Origin of the sequence: Streptomyces sp. NPDC047002, assembly GCF_040704505.1 — a bacterium.
Lineage (GTDB): Bacteria > Actinomycetota > Actinomycetes > Streptomycetales > Streptomycetaceae > Streptomyces.
This window is the reverse complement of the sequence record NZ_JBEYWC010000015.1, coordinates 99,686-114,941: the sequence shown is the minus strand read 5'-3', so window position 1 is coordinate 114,941 and position 15,256 is coordinate 99,686. Positions and strand designations below refer to the sequence as shown.

Here is a 15,256-nt window from a genome sequence, read left to right as displayed (position 1 = left end):
GGCGGCGTGGGTGTGCGGGGCGGCTGAGGGTGTCGCCGGTGTGGTGGGTGGGCTGTCCGCCGGGTACGGCAGCCGGGCGCGGGCGGTAGCCGGTGGGGCCGCCGTGTGCGCTGTCGTGGTGGCCGGCCCGGCTGTGCCGGATGGCTGCGGGTGTTGCCGCTGTGGCGCGGCGGGTGGGTCGGCTGTGGGCCGGTGGGGCAGCCGGGCGCGGGCGGCCGTCGCCGCGGCCCGGCGCGGGCCGCCTCACGCGGGCACCTCGGCGCGCCAGTCGGCGGCGTGGTGGCACGCGACGGTGTGTGCGGCCTCGGGCGGTGAGCCGGGGGCCGGGGCGGGGGCGGGCTCGTGTGCGCATGCGGGGCCGGCGAAGCGGCAGCGCGGCGCGAACACGCAGCCCCGGTCCTCGGGCCACGGCTGCCGGTCCGCGGCGGGCCGGAGTTGGGCGGGGCGCGGGCCGCCGGTCGCGCCCACCCGGGGCGCCGAGGCGGCGAGCAGGGCCGCGTACGGGTGGCGCGGCGCGGTCAGCACCTCGGCCGCGGGTCCGTCCTCGACCAGCCGGCCCCGGTACAGCACGGCCACCCGGTCGGCGAGCCCGGCGAGCGACCCGAGGTCGTGCGAGACCACCGCCACGGCGAGGCCGAGCTCCGCGCGCAGCCTCGCCAGCAGACCGAGCACCAGGTTCCGGTTGGACGCGTCCAGCGCGCTGGCCGGCTCGTCGGTGATGAGCAGCCGTGGCCGCGTCACCAACGCCCGCGCCAGCGAGACGCGTTGGCGCTGCCCGCCGGAGAGCTCGCCCGGGGTGCGCTCGCCGTGGGCGGCCGGGTCGAGCCCCACGAGGCGCAGCGCCTCGTCCGCGCGCGCCGCCCGCTCCCCGCGGTCGCCCCGGTGGGCGGCGGCCAGCGGCTCCGCCACCACGGCGCGCACCGTGAGCTCCGGGTCCTGCGAGCGCAGCGGGTCCTGGAACATGTACTGCAGCGCGCCCGAGCGGCGGAACTCCCGCAGTTCGGCGCCGCGCATCCGCACCAGGTCGCGGCCCGCGAACCGCAGGGCCGCACCCGGTTCCGGGCGGACAAGCCCGACCGCGGCGCGCGCCAGGGTCGTCTTCCCCGACCCCGTCTCGCCGATGATCCCGACGATCTCCCCGGCCCGCACGGTGAGGTCGACACCGCTCAGCACGCGGGTCCCGCGCCCCCGCGCGCCGGGGGCGGGCCCGTACGAGACGGAGAGGCCAAAGACGCTCAGCAGGGGCTCGCCCGCGGGGGATTCCACGGCGCTCATGCGATCGCTCCCTGCGGGGTGTGCGCGGCGGCCGTCGCGGCCACCGGGCGCAGGCACCGCGCCGTCCTGCCGTCGTCGAGGGTGCGCAGGGCGACGGGGCCCGCCGCGCACTCCGGCGCCGCGTACGCGCACCGCTCGGCGAACCGGCAGCCGGGCAGCTCGGCGCCCGCAGGCGGCGGCCCGCCCGGAATCACGGCCAGGTCCCGCCGGTCGCCCGGCCCCACCGACGCGACCCGCAGCAGCGCCTCGGTGTACGGGTGCGCCGGCGCGGCGAGCACCCGCGCAGTGGGTCCCTCCTCCACGATCTCGCCCGCGTACATCACCAGCACCCGGTCGCAGTTCTCGGCGACGAGCGCCAGGTCGTGGGTGACCAGCAGCAGCGCGAGGCCGTTCTCCGCGCGCAGCCGCTGGAACAGCTCCGTGATCTCCGCCTGCACGACGACGTCGAGCGCCGTGGTCGCCTCGTCGGCGACGAGCAGGCGCGGACCGCAGGACACGGCGGTCGCGATGAGCACCCGTTGCAGCATCCCGCCCGACAGCTCGTGCGGATAGCGCGCGTACACCTCGTGGGGCCTGGGCAGCCCCACGGCGGCGAGGAGTTCGACGGCGCGGCCGCGCGCCGCCGCCCGCCGCAGGCCGCGCCGTACCCGTATCTGCTCCGCGAGCTGCCTGCCCACCGTCAGCGACGGATTGAGATAGGAGGCGGGGTCCTGGAACACCGCGCCGATCACACTGCCCCGCACGGCGTCCCACTGCGCGCGGCTGTACGAGGTGAGGTCGGCGTCCGAGGTGTCGAGCGCGATGCGCCCGCCGCCGACCCAGCAGCCCGGCGGCAGCACACCGAGCACGGAGCGGCAGGTCAGGCTCTTGCCGCTGCCGGACTCGCCGACGAGCCCGACCGACTCGCCCGCGGACACGGTGAACGACACATCGCGCACCGCGCGCCCGCCGCCCGGCACCGCCACGTCGAGGTCGTCGACGCGCAGCACCGGCCCGGGTTCCCGCAGGCGGTGCGCGCCCGCCTCGCCGCCGCCGCGCTCCTGCCCGTGCTCAGCCCGTGGTGACATGGCTCTCCGCCTCCTGACTCCGCTGGTTCTCTTGGGTGTTGGGGGACGGAGCCGGGCCGTCGGCCGCGCGCGCTGCGGCCGCGGGTCGCGGGGCCGCCAGCCACCGGCGGCCGCGCGGGCGTGCGCCCGGCGCCGAGGAGTCCCTGATCGCGTCCGCGAGGAGGTTCAGCGCCCCGACCGTGACCATGATCGCGGCCCCCGGCACCAGCGGCGCCCACGGCTGCTGGGTCAGATAGCCGAGGTCGGAGGCGAGCATGCCGCCCCAGGTCGGCGCGGGCGGCTGCACCCCGAGGCCGAGGAACGTCAGCGACGCCACGACCAGCAGCGCCTGCCCCACGGCCTGCGCGGTCGTCACCGCGACCGTCGGCAGCACCTTGCCCCACACATGGGTGCGCAGGACCCAGCCGCGCGACGCCCCCATCAGCTCGGCAGCCTCCACGTACTGCGCCTGCCGCAGGCCGAGCGCCGCGGCCCTGGTGACGCGGAAGTACAGCGGCGCGAACAGCAGTCCGAGCGCCAGCATCGCCTGGTGCATGCCGTTGCCCAGCGCGCCGACCACCGCGATCGCGAACACCGTGAACGGCATGATCATCAGGGTGTCCGCGGCCCGCTGCGACGCCCACGCGAACCCCCGGCCCCACCACGCGGACGCGATGCCCGGCAGCACCCCGAGCACCATGGCGGAGCCGACCGCCTCCAAGGCGCCTGCGAGGGAGCGACCGGTGCCCGCGAGCAGCCTGCTGAGCACGTCACGGCCCAGGTAGTCGGTGCCCAGCGGATGGCGGCCGCTCGGCCCCTGGAGCAGGTCCTCTGGCCGCTGCCCGAGCGGGTCGTGCGGCGCGAGCGCCCCGCCCGCGAGGGCGACGACCGCCACCACGAGCAGCACCGCGAGGGCGAGCCGCGCCGACGGCTGGCGCAGGGTGCGGCGCAGCGTCCTCATGACGCCTCCCGCTGCCCGCGGCGGCCGAGCCGACCGCCGCGCCGTGCCGCCGGGTTGAGCGCGGTCAGCGCCGCGTCCACCGCCAGGTTGGCGACCAGCACCACGGCCACCGTCACCAGCAGCGTCCCCTGGATCACCGGGATGTCGTGCTGCTCCGCCGCCTGCAGGGAGAGCTGCGCGAGCCCCGGCAGGTTGAAGATCTTCTCCGTGACCACGGCGCCGCCGAGGATCACCGGCACGCTCATCCCGAGCACCGTCAGCGCGGGCCCCGCCGCGTTGCGCAGCACATGTCCGAACAGCACCCGGCGCGCGGAGAGGCCGCGCAGGGCAGCGCCCGTCACGTAGTTCTCCCGCAGCGCGCCCACCAGCGAGGTGCGCAACTGCCGCGCGATGGACGCCGCCGCGTCGAGGCTCAGGGCGAACGCGGGCAGCAGCGCGTACCGCAGCCACTCGCCCGCGCTCTGGTCGAGCGGTATGTACCCGCCGGTCGGCAGCGCCCTGAACTGCACGGCGAACACCACGATCAGCACGATGCCGATGAGGAAGGGCGGCAGGGTGGACAGCACCGAGCACACCGCGGTGACCGCGCGGTCGGTACGGCCGCCGCTGTGCAGCGCCGCCGTGATCCCGGCGCCGCCGCCCAGCACCACCGCGAAGAGGAGCGCGAGGTCGGCGATCGACAGGTCGACCGGGAGGGCGAGCCGCACACTGTCCGCCACCGGCACACTGGTGAACCACGACGTGCCGAGGTCCCCGGTGAGCGCGTGGCCGAGCCAGCCGAGGAACTGCCGGTACAGCGGGCGGTCGAGGCCGAACGCGTGCTGCATCCTGGCGATGTCGGCGGGCGTCGCCTGGTCGCCGAGTACCGCGGCCGCCGGATTGGCCCCGGAGAGCGCGCCGAGCGCGAAGGTGAGGACGCTCGCCAGCACGAACACGGTGCACGTGGTGAGGAGCACCCGGCCTGCCGAGCGCGGCGCGCGGGTGAGCCGGCCGCGCCAGACGTCGGCCCGGCGCGCGGGAGGCGCGAGCGGGGGAGCGCTCATGCCACGGTCACCCCCTCGAAGCGCTGGACGACCGGGTACGGCGGGATCGCGGAGACCTGCGCGTTGCGGGCGAGGATGCGCGGCACCGTGTAGAGGAAGACGTTCGGCATGGTGCGCACGGCGGTCCCGGTCGCCCTGCGCAGCACGGCCGGGTAGCCGGGCGCGTCGAGCGGGGTGCGGCTGACCTCGGCGACCGCCGCTTCCAGCGCCGCGGGGCTGCGGCGGCCCGGGTTCATCAGCCCCTGCCTGCCGAAGAGGACCTGGAACGCCTGCGTCGCCGACTCCCGCCCGGCGAACTGGTCGACGTACAGCGACGTGCTGCGCTGCACGTACACCAGCTCGGTGGCGCGGGCCGCAGGGACGGTCGAGATGGTCGCCTTGATGCCGACCCGCGCCAGCTGCGCCTGGATGACCTCCGGCACGCCCTCCGCGTTCTGCGCGGAGAGCGTCAGCGAGACCTCGCGGCCCGCGCCCGCCGACTCGACCAACTTCCTTGCCTTCGCGGGGTCGTAGGGGAACAGCTTCTCCAGCGCCGGGTCGTGGCCCACATATCCGGCGGGGAAGGGCTGCCTGCTGGTCTCCCCGTGCCCGAAGGAGGCCGTCTTGAGCAACTGCTCACGGTCGACCGCGTACTTGAGGGCGAGCGCCACATCGGGGTGGGTGAAGGGCGACCGGTCCAGGTTCACGTCCAGGACCGCCACCACCATCGAGGGGATCACCTGCACCTTGAGCCCGGCCGCCCGCGCGGCCGCCACCTGGCTGCCGGGTATCTGCGCCACGTTGTACTGCCCGGAGGTCAACGCGGCCACCACCGTGGAGGGTTCGGGCAGCGGATAGACCTCGAAGTCCCGGACCTTGATGTTCGCCGCGTCCCAGTAGCGCGGGTTGCGGCGCAGCACGGCCTTCGAGTTCTGCACGTAGGAGACGAGGGTGTAGGGGCCCGCGCCGTCCGGCCGTGTGGCGAGCGCGGCGGCGTCCTTCTCGAACGCCCGCGGGTTGACGACCATGCCGGTCTTCCCGGCCAGCAGGGCCGGTATCTGGTAGTCGGGCGCCGCCAGTTCGAGCCGCACGGTACGCGGGTCGCGGGCGACGACCCTCTTGATGCCCGTGAGCTGCGCGGCGATCAGCGACTTCGGGCAGTCGCGGCCGCGCTCGATGCTGCGCCTGACCGCGTCGGCGTCGAGCGGCGTGCCGTCCGCGAAGCGCAGCCCGGGCCGCAGGGTGAAGGTCACGGCGGTGCCGTCGGGGTCGTAGCGCCACGAGGAAGCGAGCGCGGGCACGGGCGCGCCGTGCTCGTCGAGCTTGGTCAGCGCCGAGTACACCAGGGACAGGGTGTGCACGTCCCAGCCCGCTGACGAGGTCACGGGGTCCCATGAACTGGGCAGGTCCCAGCCCCACTTGAGGGTGGACCCGGCGCCGCCGAGCGCGCTCGTCGCCTGCCCGCCGCACGCGCCGAGCGCGAGGCCCGCGCCCGCGCCGAGGGACAGGCCGAAGAAGGACCGCCTGCCGAGCGCCGCTGGGCGTGGGCCCGTGGGGCCCGTGGCGGGCGGGGGAGGGGGTGGTGCGGGCATGGGAGGGCCGCCTTTCCCGGCCGGGGCCGGAGAGGGGAAGACAGGGGCCGGCCGCCGCCGCGCAGCCCGGCACGAGCGGGTGCCTGGCGTACGGACGGTGGCAGGGGAGGTCGGAACGCGGCGGGGGAGGAACGCGCATCGGGGACCCGTGACAGCACACCGCGGCGGGGACCGCGGTGTGCTGTCACGGACGGGGACGGGGGAGCGGCCCCGTGGGCGGGAGGCAGGGGGTGCCCGCACGTGCCCGCGCGCCACGCCGACGGGCCTGCCCTGCGGGCGGATTCAGTGAGCCGGAGGCGGAGCGGGGCGGCCCGTCACGGGCGGCACGGACCGACCGGGGCGCCCGGTCGGTGCGGCGCGGCAGATGGGTGAGAGCGCCGCCCGCGGGCGGCGGGCACGGGCCGAGGGGCCGACGTGCGCGGCGGCGTCAGCGACAGAGGGCGCTGGAGGTGCGTCGATAGTCCACGTAGCGGCAGACCACACCGGGGTGCATCGCATGCATGACAGATATCCTCGCCCGGCTCCCGGACCCTGTCAATGGACACCTTGAGGTGTCTCATTCATCGAGACCCCGGCGACCTGCGGCGATCCTGCTGTTCGGCGGGGTGCCGCCACAGCGGGCCGCCCGCTGTGCGCAGCTCGACCGCGCCCGCGGGCGGGGCCTTCTCCCGGGTGAGCAGGGCCAGTTCGGGATCCGTGAGGGTCCGCCAGCGCTCCAGGGCGGTGGCCGCGTCCGGCACCTCGGGTAGGGGCAGGGGACCGCCGGCGGCCCGCTCCGCGGCGGCCAGGTACGCGGCGAAGGACCGCCAGCCCGGCGCGCACACCCGTCCGCCCCGGCCCTCGAACACCAGTGTCGGCAGCGCGTAGCGGACGCCGTCCGCCAGCTCCTTGGCGCCGCCGGGGTGCGGACCTGGACCGGCGAGGCCCACCACCTCGGCCGCGGGCCTGCGCGCCTCCGCCCGGTCCGCGGCGACCGCGGCGCGCAGGGCCGCGGAAGCAGCCTCGTCGAGCAGCCGCTCGGCGTCGAGCCCCGGCACGCCCGCCACCGCCGCCCTGATGCCGTCGGCGCCGTCGGCCGGGGTGCCGTGCGCGAACGTCGACTCGCGCAGCCGCCGCAGCACCAGCTCGGCGGTCCTCGGCCCCTGTGCCTCCGCAGCCTTGGCCGCCGCGGACGCCGGCCAGCTGCTGCGGGTCAGCCACCGCAGCCGCGCCGCGTACGGGGCCCCGGTGTGTGCGGCGACCTCGCGGATGAAGCCGTCGTACCAGCGCGCCTCCGCCGCCGGGTCGGGGGCCTCGTCGTCGTCCTCGTCGAAGAGGATCCCGTACACCCGCCGCCAGCGGCAGACCGGTTCGAGCGTGTGCCGCAGCAGCCGCAGCGCCGGCTCCGAACCCCATGCCCAGGGGCACGCGGGATCGGTGAACTCGGTGACCAGCAAAGCCGGTTGCCTCGCGCTCACGCCCGCACCCCGGCGAGCGTCAGGTCGGCGATCGTGGCCGATGCGAGCACGCCGAGCGCCGCCTCGGCCGCCGAGCGCCACAGGTCGGGCAGGGCGCCGGCGGCGCCGGGGTAGGCGAGGCCGGCGAGCGGCGCGCCGCGCAGCGTGAAGAACTCGCCGTCCACGGCCGTCATCACGTCGGCCACGGAGATGGCGGCGGCGTCCCTGCCCAGCCAGTACCCGCCCTCGCAGCCGCGCTGGCTGCGCACCAGGCCCGCCTGGCGCAGATCGCGGAAGACGGACTTCAGGAAGCGGAAGGGGATGCCCTGACAGGACGCCACGCTCTCGCAGTTGAGGGGCCGCCCGGGGTCCGCCGCCAGCTCGACGAGCGCCCGCACGGCGTAGTCGGTTCTGGCCGAAATCTGCATGGGAGGACCTCTTCTCGCGGGCGCCGGCGGCCCGGTCCCACCGGGCCGCCGTGAATGGACACATCTTGACATCCATTCGCGGCGCTCTCTACGGTCGCACCGGACGGGGCCGCGTGCCGACCGGCGGCGGCCCGCCCGCAGTACCCCGCAGAGCAGGGATGAACCATGGTCTCGCAGCCCCCTCCGTCCGACTCCCGCCCGGCCGGCCCGCACACCGGCCACGACGCCTTCCACCCCGACCTGCCGGAGTCCACGCCCGGATCCGCACCGCTGCGCGCCCGTCTCCACCATGTGCGCGCCGGCGCACTCGACGGCGACACCGCGCAGAGCGGCGGTATGCGGAGGTTCGCCGCGATCAGCGGGCGCACCGTCGGCTCGGAGCGCATCTGGATGGGCCAGACGCACGTCGCGCCCGGCACGGCCTCGTCCGACCACCACCACGGCGCGTCCGAGACCGCGATCCATGTGGTCGCGGGCCACCCCGAGTTCGTCTTCCTCGACGACGCGCACGGGGAGCCCGAGGAGATCAGGATCAGCACGGGCCCGGGCGACTACGTCTTCGTGCCGCCCTACGTGCCGCACCGCGAGGAGAACCCCAGCCCCGAGGAGGAGGCCGTGGTGGTGATCGCGCGCAGCACCCAGGAGGCCGTCGTGGTCAACCTGCCCGGCCTGTACGTGCTGCGCGAGCTGCCCGAGGACGCCGAGGCGTGAGCGGCCCCGCTGGCACCGGCGGGCCGCCGCCGCGCCGGACGACCCCGTGCGCGGGCGGCGCCGCACCGCGCTCCGCGCTGCTCACCCGGCGCTGCCACATCGACCTGCTGCGGGTCGCCTCCGCGGTGTGTCGCCCGGCGCGCTGACGCGCCCCCGAGCCGCCCGTGCCCGCGGGCGGCACCGCCGCGCCGTCCGGCAGCGGCGTCCCCCTGCCGCCCGCCCTTGCCGCACGCCGCGCCCGCCGGTGTGCGGTACCCGCACACACCGCGCGGCCGCCCCCGACCCGTACGGCCTGGCACGCCCCCGACCCGTGCGGCCCGGTGCCCGCCCGACCCGTACGGCCAGGTGTGCGCCCGACCGGCGGCGCGCCGAGCCGGGGCGCCGAGGCCGCCGCGCGGCGCGCCAGGCTTGGGGCGCAGGTGCGCACCCTCCGTGCCGAAGAAAGGCAGTTCCCCATGAGCCTCCACCTGCACTGGTTCCTGCCCACGGGCGGCGACGGCCGCACCCTCGTCGACCGCCACGCCTACGCGGGCTCGGGCGGCACGGCCGGTGCGGCGCCGGCCGCCGGCATCAGGCCGCCCGACATCGAATACCTGGCGCAGATCGCCAAGGCCGCGGAGCGGCTGGGGTTCGAGGGCGCGCTCACCCCCACCGGCACCTGGTGCGAGGACGCCTGGCTCACCACCGTCGCGCTCGCGCAGCAGACCGAACGGCTCAAGTTCCTCGTGGCGCTCCGGCCGGGGCTGATCTCGCCCGTCCTCGCCGCGCAGATGGCGGCGACCTACCAGCGCGTCACCCGGGGGCGGCTCCTGCTGAACGTCGTCACCGGCGGCGACAGCACCGAGCAGCGCAGGTTCGGCGACCACGCCGACCACGACAGCAGGTACGCGCGCACGGACGAGTTCCTCTCCGTCGTGCGCGGCGTGTGGTCGGGCGCGCCCTTCGACTTCGACGGCGCGCACTACCGGGTGGCGGGCGGGCTGACAGCGCAGCCGCCCGACCCGCTGCCCGGTGTGTTCTTCGGCGGCTCCTCCGAGGCGGCGGGGCCTGTCGCGGCCCGCCACGCGGACGTCTACCTCACCTGGGGCGAGCCGCCCGAGCAGGTGGCACGGAAGATCGAGTGGATCCGCGGGCTCGCCGCGCGCGAGGGGCGTACGGTCCGCTTCGGCATCCGCCTGCACACCATCGCGCGCGACACCGCGGCCGACGCCTGGGCGGCGGCGGGCCGGCTGCTCGACGACCTCGACGAGGACACCGTCGCCGCCGCCCAACGGGCGCTGCGCCGGAGCGAGTCGGTGGGCCAGCAGCGGATGCTGGCGCTGCACGGCGGCTCCCGCGACGGGCTGGAGATCGCGCCCAACCTGTGGGCGGGCTTCGGCCTCGTGCGCGGCGGCGCGGGTACGGCGCTGGTGGGCGCGCACACCGAGGTGGCCGACCGGATCGAGGAGTACCACCGGCTCGGCATCGACCACTTCATCCTCTCCGGCTACCCGCACCTCGAAGAGGCGTACTGGTTCGGCGAGGGCGTGATCCCGTTGCTCGCGGCCCGGGGGCTGCTGCCGCGTACCGCGCACGCGGGGCCCGTCGCCGCACCGATCCTGCTGGCCGGGGGCCGCTGACGACCGTGCCGCCGGGCCCGGGCATCCGGGCCGCAGGGCCCAGGTGCCCGTGGCCGGGGGGCTCCGGCGTCCGTGGCCGCCGAGCCCGGGCCGCTGCGCCGGCGGACGGCAGCCCGTATGCCGGTCCATTACCTACTCTTGACGCGAGCACGCCAGTCGGTATGGTCTAGTCCAAGTGGTGCGGCAGGTCCGCGCGGCCCCTGCGGGGGCGTCGCGGAGCGCGTCCGCGCTGCCGTCCTTCGCACAGCCAAGGCCCCACACTCGACCAGCGGCGCACACACCGCGGGCCCGCGGGATCCCCACGGCCTCGCGAGCGAGCGGTCCCGCGCCCGGTGAAGGAGTTCGCAATGCGCGGAAGCAGCAAAATGAAGGCCGCCCTGGCAGGCGCGGTCATCGCCCCGGTCGTCGCGGTGGCGCTCCCGGCAAGCTCGGCCAGCGCCCACGGCTACGTCTCCACCCCGCCGAGCCGCCAGGCGCAGTGCGCCGCGGGCACCGTGAGCTGCGGCGACATCACGTACGAACCGCAGAGCGTGGAAGGCCCGAAGGGCCTCAAGAGCTGCAGCGGCGGCAACGCGCGCTTCGCCGAGCTCGACGACGACTCGAAGGGCTGGCAGGCGACGCCCGTCGGCACGTCCACCACGTTCCAGTGGACGCTGACGGCCCGCCACGCGACCAGCACCTGGCAGTACTTCGTCGGCGACCGCAAGATCGCGGAGTTCGACGACAACGGCAAGATCCCCGGCGCCACCGTCTCCCACCAGGTGAACTTCGGCGACCTGCGGGGCAGGCAGAAGGTGCTCGCGGTGTGGAACATCGCCGACACCGCCAACGCCTTCTACACCTGCATCGACGTCAACGTCGGCTGAACCGCCCGCCGTCCGGCCCGCAGCGCCCGCGGGCCGGACGGTGCGGCCCCCGCACCCGCCGCACACGGGGCGGGCGTTCAGCCGCCCAGTGCCGCGAGCCCCGCGTCAAGAGCCCGCCGCAGCCGCAGCCCGTCGTCCGCCACCGCCGTGGCCAGCGCGCCGGGACCGGCGAGCGGCACGAGCACCGCCGTGTCGCCCAACGCCCGCGCCGCCACCGGGTGTGTGGCGAACTCCGGTGCCACGTATAGTAGTTGGCCGACCGCGCGATGGCCGCCCAGCACCGCTCCGCCGTCCCACCCCGGGGCGGCACCGGGCCCGTGGGCCGTCTCCTGGTCGAGCAGCGGCACTCCCGCGTACCGCACGCTCAGCCGGCCGGTGAGCGTGCCCGGTGGCTCGCCGTGGCGGCCGAGCACCGCCTCCTCGCGCAGCACGAGCCGCGCCCCCTGGGCCAGTTCGGCCTCCGTGCGCAGGGCCAGCACCGAACCGGCCGCGCTCACCAGCGGTCCCGGCAGCCAGCGCAGCACCGCGCCCGCCGCGACCGTCAGCCGCACGTCGTAGCGGGCCGCCCCGCCCGCAGGTCCCGGCAGCGCCAGCGTCGCCGCGGCGGCGTCCACCGTCAGCCGCGCCCCGGCCCGCACGTCCACCTCGACGGCGAACCGGTCCCCGCCGAGCGGCCCGCTCATCGCGCCGACCAGGGTGACCCGCAGCCCCCCGTCGGCTGCCCTGGTGCGGCGCGGCGCGAGCGGCCCCTCGCCGCTGAGCACCGTGAGGCCCTCGCGCGTGGCGGTGATGCGCGCCCTCGCCCGTACGCCCCCGGTCATGCCGCCAGGGCCGCGAGCCGCTCGCGCACCCAGCGCGCCACCGGAGCCACGCCGTCGGGCGCCCTCAGCGAGGTCAGCACGACCGGCAGCTCGCCCCGGCGCGCGGCGGCGTCCCGCGCCATCCGCTCCAGGTCCGAGCCGACGTACGGCGCGAGGTCCGTCTTGTTGATCACCAGCAGGTCGGACAGGGTGATGCCGGGGCCGCCCTTGCGGGGGATGTCGTCCCCGGCCGCCACGTCGATCACGAAGACCTGCGCGTCCACCAGGCCCCGCGAGAAGGTGGCGGTCAGGTTGTCGCCGCCCGACTCGACCAGCAGCAGGTCGAGCGGCCCCACCGTCTCCTCCAGGTCCTCGACCGCCTCCAGGTTGGCGGAGATGTCGTCGCGGATGGCGGTGTGCGGGCAGGCCCCCGTCTCCACGGCCCTGATGCGCTCGGGCGGCAGCACCGCCTCCCGCAGCAGGAAGTCGGCGTCCTCGCGGGTGTAGATGTCGTTGGTGACCACGGCCAGGGAGAGCGAGTCGCGCAGCGCCCGGCACAGCGCGGCGACCGTCGCCGTCTTGCCCGAGCCGACGGGACCGCCGAGGCCGATCCGCAGCGCGCGCCGCCCGGCGCCGGGGCGCCGGGCGTCCGCGCCGAGCGCGCCGGGCCCCTGGTCGGTGAGGACGGCGGGGTCCGAGTGGTCGAGGTGCACGGTGTGGCTCCTGTTCTGAGGGGGCGTGTGACGAGGGGGAGCGGCGCTCGGTGGGCGCGTCAGGAGGAGAACAGCCGCACCGGCCACGCGGCGTGCGCCTCGGCCCCGATGTCCAGCAGCGGACCCGAGGCGGCGGGCAGCGCTTCCGGCCCGTCGCGCGCGGCCCGTACCGCCGTCTCGGCGAGCGCGTCCAGCTCGGGCGCGAGCCGCGCGAGCACCGCCGTCGCCTCGAACGGGTCGAGCCCCAGCAGCCGCACCGCCGCCGTCGCGGGCCCGCCGGCCGCCTCGTACAGCGCGCAGTGCGCCGCGTCGGCGGGCCCGAGCCCGGCCGAGCGCGCCGTCACCCCGAGCACCACCGGCTGGTGCGCGCCCCGCGGCCTGGCCGCCGCGAGCGCGTCAAGATCGGGTCCTGGCCAGGCGGCGCGCGCCGCCCGCATCAGCTGCCGGCCGAGCCGCCGCGCCGTGGCCCGCAGCGCGGGGGAGGGGGTGCGGGCGTCGGCCAGGGCGTCGAGCACCAGCGGGTCGTGGCCGGCCTCCTCGCCGTACGCGGCGGCCGCGGCGAGGCCCGCAGCCGTCAGGCCCGCGGTGTGCACCCGGCCGCGGCAGAACGCGCCGAGCGTCGCCGCGTCCCGCACCCGGCCTGCCGCGACCGCGGCCTCCACACCGCCGGAGTGCGCGTGCGAGCCCGCGGGGAAGCGGCCGTCCGCGAGCACCAGCAGGGCCGAACGGCCCCTCTCGTCTGCCACCGGGCGACTCAGAACAGGAAGTACCGCTGCGCGAGCGGCAGTTCGGTGGCGGGAGCGGGTTCGACCGGCTCGCCGTCGATGGTCACGGTGAACGTGTCCGCGTCCACCTCGACCCGGGGCAGCGCCTCGTTCTCCCGCATGTCCGCCTTGGTGACCCCCCTGGTGCCGCGCACCGCGGCGAACGGCTTGTCCAGGCCCAGGCGTTCCGGCAGCCCCGCGTCGAGCGCCGCCTCGGCCACGAACGTCACGGAGCCCGCGGCCGCCGCCCGGCCGAGCGCGCCGAACATCGGCCGGGGCAGCACGGGCCCCGGCGTCGGGATCGACGCGTTCGCGTCGCCCATCTGCGCGTACGCGATCTGCCCGCCCTTCATCACCAGCAGCGGCTTCACACCGAAGAACGCCGGCTCCCACAGCACCAAATCGGCGAGCTTGCCCGGCTCGACCGAGCCGATCTCGTGGTCCATGCCCTGGGCCACCGCCGGGTTGATGGTGTACTTGGCGACATAGCGGCGCACGCGGTGGTTGTCCGCGGGTCCGTCGCCCGGCAGCGCGCCCCGCCTCCGCTTCATCACGTGCGCGGTCTGCCACGTCCGCATGACCACCTCGCCGATCCGGCCCATCGCCTGCGAGTCCGAGGAGATGATCGAGATGGCGCCCAGGTCGTGCAGCACGTCCTCCGCCGCGATGGTGGAGGGCCGGATCCGGGACTCGGCGAACGCCAGGTCCTCGGGCACGGCGGGGTTGAGGTGGTGGCACACCATCAGCATGTCGAGGTGCTCGTCGACGGTGTTCACGGTGTGCGGCCTGGTCGGGTTGGTGGAGCTGGGCAGCACGTGCGGCTGGGACACCACCGTGATGATGTCCGGCGCGTGCCCGCCGCCCGCGCCCTCGGTGTGGTAGGCGTGGATCGTCCGCCCGGCGATCGCCGCAAGGGTGTCCTGGACGAAGCCCGCCTCGTTCAGTGTGTCGGTGTGGATCGCGAGCTGCACCCCGCTCTCCTGGCACACCCCGAGGCAGGCGTCGATCACGGCGGGCGTCGCACCCCAGTCCTCGTGGATCTTGAACCCGGCTGCCCCGCCCCTCAGTTGGGCGTGGAGCGCCTCGCGTGACGTGGTGTTGCCCTTGCCCAGCAGCCCGATGTTGACCGGCGAGGAGTCCAGCGCCTGGAACATCCTGGCCAGGTGCCAGGAACCCGGGGTGACCGTGGTGGCCTTCGTGCCCTCCGCGGGCCCCGTGCCGCCGCCCACGAGCGTGGTGACGCCGGTGGCGAGCGCCTGGTCGATCAGGGTGGGCGAGATGAAGTGCACGTGCGCGTCGATCGCGCCCGCCGTGACGATCCTGCCGTTGCCCGCGACGATCTCGGTCTCGGGGCCGATCACCAGCTCAGGGTGGACCCCGTCCATGGTGTCGGGGTTGCCCGCCTTGCCGAGCGCGGTGACGCGCCCGTCCCTGATGCCGATGTCCGCCTTGACGATCCCCCAGTGGTCGATGACCACAGCGCCCGTGATCACCGTGTCGGGGGCGCCCTCGGCCCTGGTCGTGCGGGACTGGCCCATCGACTCGCGGATCACCTTCCCGCCGCCGAACACCGCCTCGTCGCCCGCGCGGCCGGGGCCGCCCGCCCGGTCCTCCTCGATCTCCACGAACAGGTCCGTGTCGGCGAGCCGCACCCGGTCGCCGACGGTCGGGCCGAAGAGGTCCGCGTACGCGGCCCGTGACAGCTCAGCCATCGAGCGGCCCCCCGGTCTCGCCGCGCAGCCCCGGCACGACCCGGCGCCCCGCCAGGGGAACCAGCGTGACCTCCACGGGGATGCCGGGCTCGAAGCGCACGGCCGTGCCCGCGGCGATGCCGAGGCGCATGCCGCGGGCCGCCGCCCGGTCGAAGTCGAGCCCGGGGTTGGCCTCGGCGAAGTGGTAGTGGGAGCCGACCTGCACCGGGCGGTCGGCCGTGTTCAGCACCGTCAGGACGGTCGGCTCCGTGCCCTCGCCGAACACGACGGGCCCCTCGCCGAAGAGGATCTCACCGGGGATCACCGCGCCT

The 15,256-nt window shown here is 76.1% G+C and carries 16 protein-coding genes; 4 read left to right on the top strand and 12 right to left on the bottom strand.

Translation table 11 applies throughout. The features are described 5' to 3' along the window. Positions 1 to 243 precede the first annotated feature (243 nt). The 7 genes from AB0910_RS16665 to AB0910_RS16635 all read right to left on the bottom strand — a co-directional run bounded on the left by AB0910_RS16665 (position 244) and on the right by AB0910_RS16635 (position 7,760). Positions 244 to 1,275 carry an ABC transporter ATP-binding protein gene (locus tag AB0910_RS16665; protein ID WP_366745323.1) on the bottom strand — a complete coding sequence of 344 codons (1,032 nt, stop codon included), beginning with the start codon at positions 1,273 to 1,275 and terminating at the stop codon, positions 244 to 246. Then, on the bottom strand, positions 1,272 to 2,342 hold the full coding sequence (locus AB0910_RS16660) for an ABC transporter ATP-binding protein (protein ID WP_366745322.1): 1,071 nt from the start codon (positions 2,340 to 2,342) through the stop codon (positions 1,272 to 1,274). The genes AB0910_RS16665 and AB0910_RS16660 overlap by 4 nt, the downstream gene beginning before the upstream one ends. Further along, the gene (locus tag AB0910_RS16655; protein WP_366745321.1) at positions 2,326 to 3,282 is read right to left on the bottom strand and encodes an ABC transporter permease; all 957 of its coding nucleotides are present in this window, start codon (positions 3,280 to 3,282) and stop codon (positions 2,326 to 2,328) included. Before AB0910_RS16655 ends, AB0910_RS16660 begins: the two co-directional genes overlap by 17 nt. Continuing rightward, positions 3,279 to 4,325 (bottom strand): ABC transporter permease, encoded by a 1,047-nt coding sequence (locus tag AB0910_RS16650; protein ID WP_366745320.1) that lies wholly within the window; start codon positions 4,323 to 4,325, stop codon positions 3,279 to 3,281. Before AB0910_RS16650 ends, AB0910_RS16655 begins: the two co-directional genes overlap by 4 nt. Next, a complete protein-coding gene (locus AB0910_RS16645; RefSeq protein ID WP_366745319.1) occupies positions 4,322 to 5,896 on the bottom strand; it encodes an ABC transporter substrate-binding protein in 1,575 nt (524 codons plus the stop codon). Before AB0910_RS16645 ends, AB0910_RS16650 begins: the two co-directional genes overlap by 4 nt. A gap of 560 nt (positions 5,897 to 6,456) precedes the next feature. After that, positions 6,457 to 7,353 (bottom strand): DsbA family protein, encoded by an 897-nt coding sequence (locus AB0910_RS16640; RefSeq protein WP_366745318.1) that lies wholly within the window; start codon positions 7,351 to 7,353, stop codon positions 6,457 to 6,459. Next, the gene (locus AB0910_RS16635) at positions 7,350 to 7,760 is read right to left on the bottom strand and encodes an Rrf2 family transcriptional regulator (RefSeq protein WP_366745317.1); all 411 of its coding nucleotides are present in this window, start codon (positions 7,758 to 7,760) and stop codon (positions 7,350 to 7,352) included. The genes AB0910_RS16640 and AB0910_RS16635 overlap by 4 nt, the downstream gene beginning before the upstream one ends. A 165-nt stretch (positions 7,761 to 7,925) precedes the next feature. Between AB0910_RS16635 and AB0910_RS16630 the strand changes: the two genes are divergently transcribed. The 4 genes from AB0910_RS16630 to AB0910_RS16615 all read left to right on the top strand — a co-directional run bounded on the left by AB0910_RS16630 (position 7,926) and on the right by AB0910_RS16615 (position 10,956). Continuing rightward, positions 7,926 to 8,471: a cupin domain-containing protein gene (locus AB0910_RS16630; RefSeq protein WP_366745316.1), complete on the top strand. Its 546-nt coding sequence runs from the start codon at positions 7,926 to 7,928 to the stop codon at positions 8,469 to 8,471. Further along, positions 8,468 to 8,617: a putative leader peptide gene (locus AB0910_RS16625; protein WP_366745315.1), complete on the top strand. Its 150-nt coding sequence runs from the start codon at positions 8,468 to 8,470 to the stop codon at positions 8,615 to 8,617. Before AB0910_RS16630 ends, AB0910_RS16625 begins: the two co-directional genes overlap by 4 nt. Positions 8,618 to 8,926: 309 nt before the next feature. Beyond that, positions 8,927 to 10,090, top strand: a complete 1,164-nt coding sequence (locus AB0910_RS16620) for an LLM class flavin-dependent oxidoreductase (RefSeq protein ID WP_366745314.1) — start codon at positions 8,927 to 8,929, stop codon at positions 10,088 to 10,090. 347 nt (positions 10,091 to 10,437) lie between these two features. Beyond that, positions 10,438 to 10,956, top strand: coding sequence for a lytic polysaccharide monooxygenase auxiliary activity family 9 protein (locus tag AB0910_RS16615; RefSeq protein WP_366745313.1), 519 nt, complete (start codon positions 10,438 to 10,440; stop codon positions 10,954 to 10,956). Positions 10,957 to 11,033: 77 nt separating this feature from the next. Here the strand turns inward: AB0910_RS16615 and AB0910_RS16610 are convergent, their stop codons facing one another. The 5 genes from AB0910_RS16610 to AB0910_RS16590 are packed head-to-tail and all read right to left on the bottom strand — an operon-like array spanning position 11,034 to position 15,249. Further along, a complete protein-coding gene (locus AB0910_RS16610) occupies positions 11,034 to 11,777 on the bottom strand; it encodes an urease accessory protein UreD (protein ID WP_366745312.1) in 744 nt (247 codons plus the stop codon). Next, positions 11,774 to 12,469: an urease accessory protein UreG gene (gene ureG / locus AB0910_RS16605; RefSeq protein WP_366745311.1), complete on the bottom strand. Its 696-nt coding sequence runs from the start codon at positions 12,467 to 12,469 to the stop codon at positions 11,774 to 11,776. The genes AB0910_RS16610 and ureG overlap by 4 nt, the downstream gene beginning before the upstream one ends. 59 nt (positions 12,470 to 12,528) lie before the next feature. Then, positions 12,529 to 13,215, bottom strand: coding sequence for an urease accessory UreF family protein (locus AB0910_RS16600; RefSeq protein WP_366745310.1), 687 nt, complete (start codon positions 13,213 to 13,215; stop codon positions 12,529 to 12,531). Positions 13,216 to 13,223: 8 nt separating this feature from the next. After that, positions 13,224 to 14,945: an urease subunit alpha gene (locus AB0910_RS16595; protein ID WP_366745309.1), complete on the bottom strand. Its 1,722-nt coding sequence runs from the start codon at positions 14,943 to 14,945 to the stop codon at positions 13,224 to 13,226. Beyond that, entirely contained in the window at positions 14,938 to 15,249 is a 312-nt protein-coding gene (locus AB0910_RS16590) for an urease subunit beta (protein ID WP_366745308.1), read from the bottom strand. The genes AB0910_RS16595 and AB0910_RS16590 overlap by 8 nt, the downstream gene beginning before the upstream one ends. Positions 15,250 to 15,256: the final 7 nt, after the last annotated feature.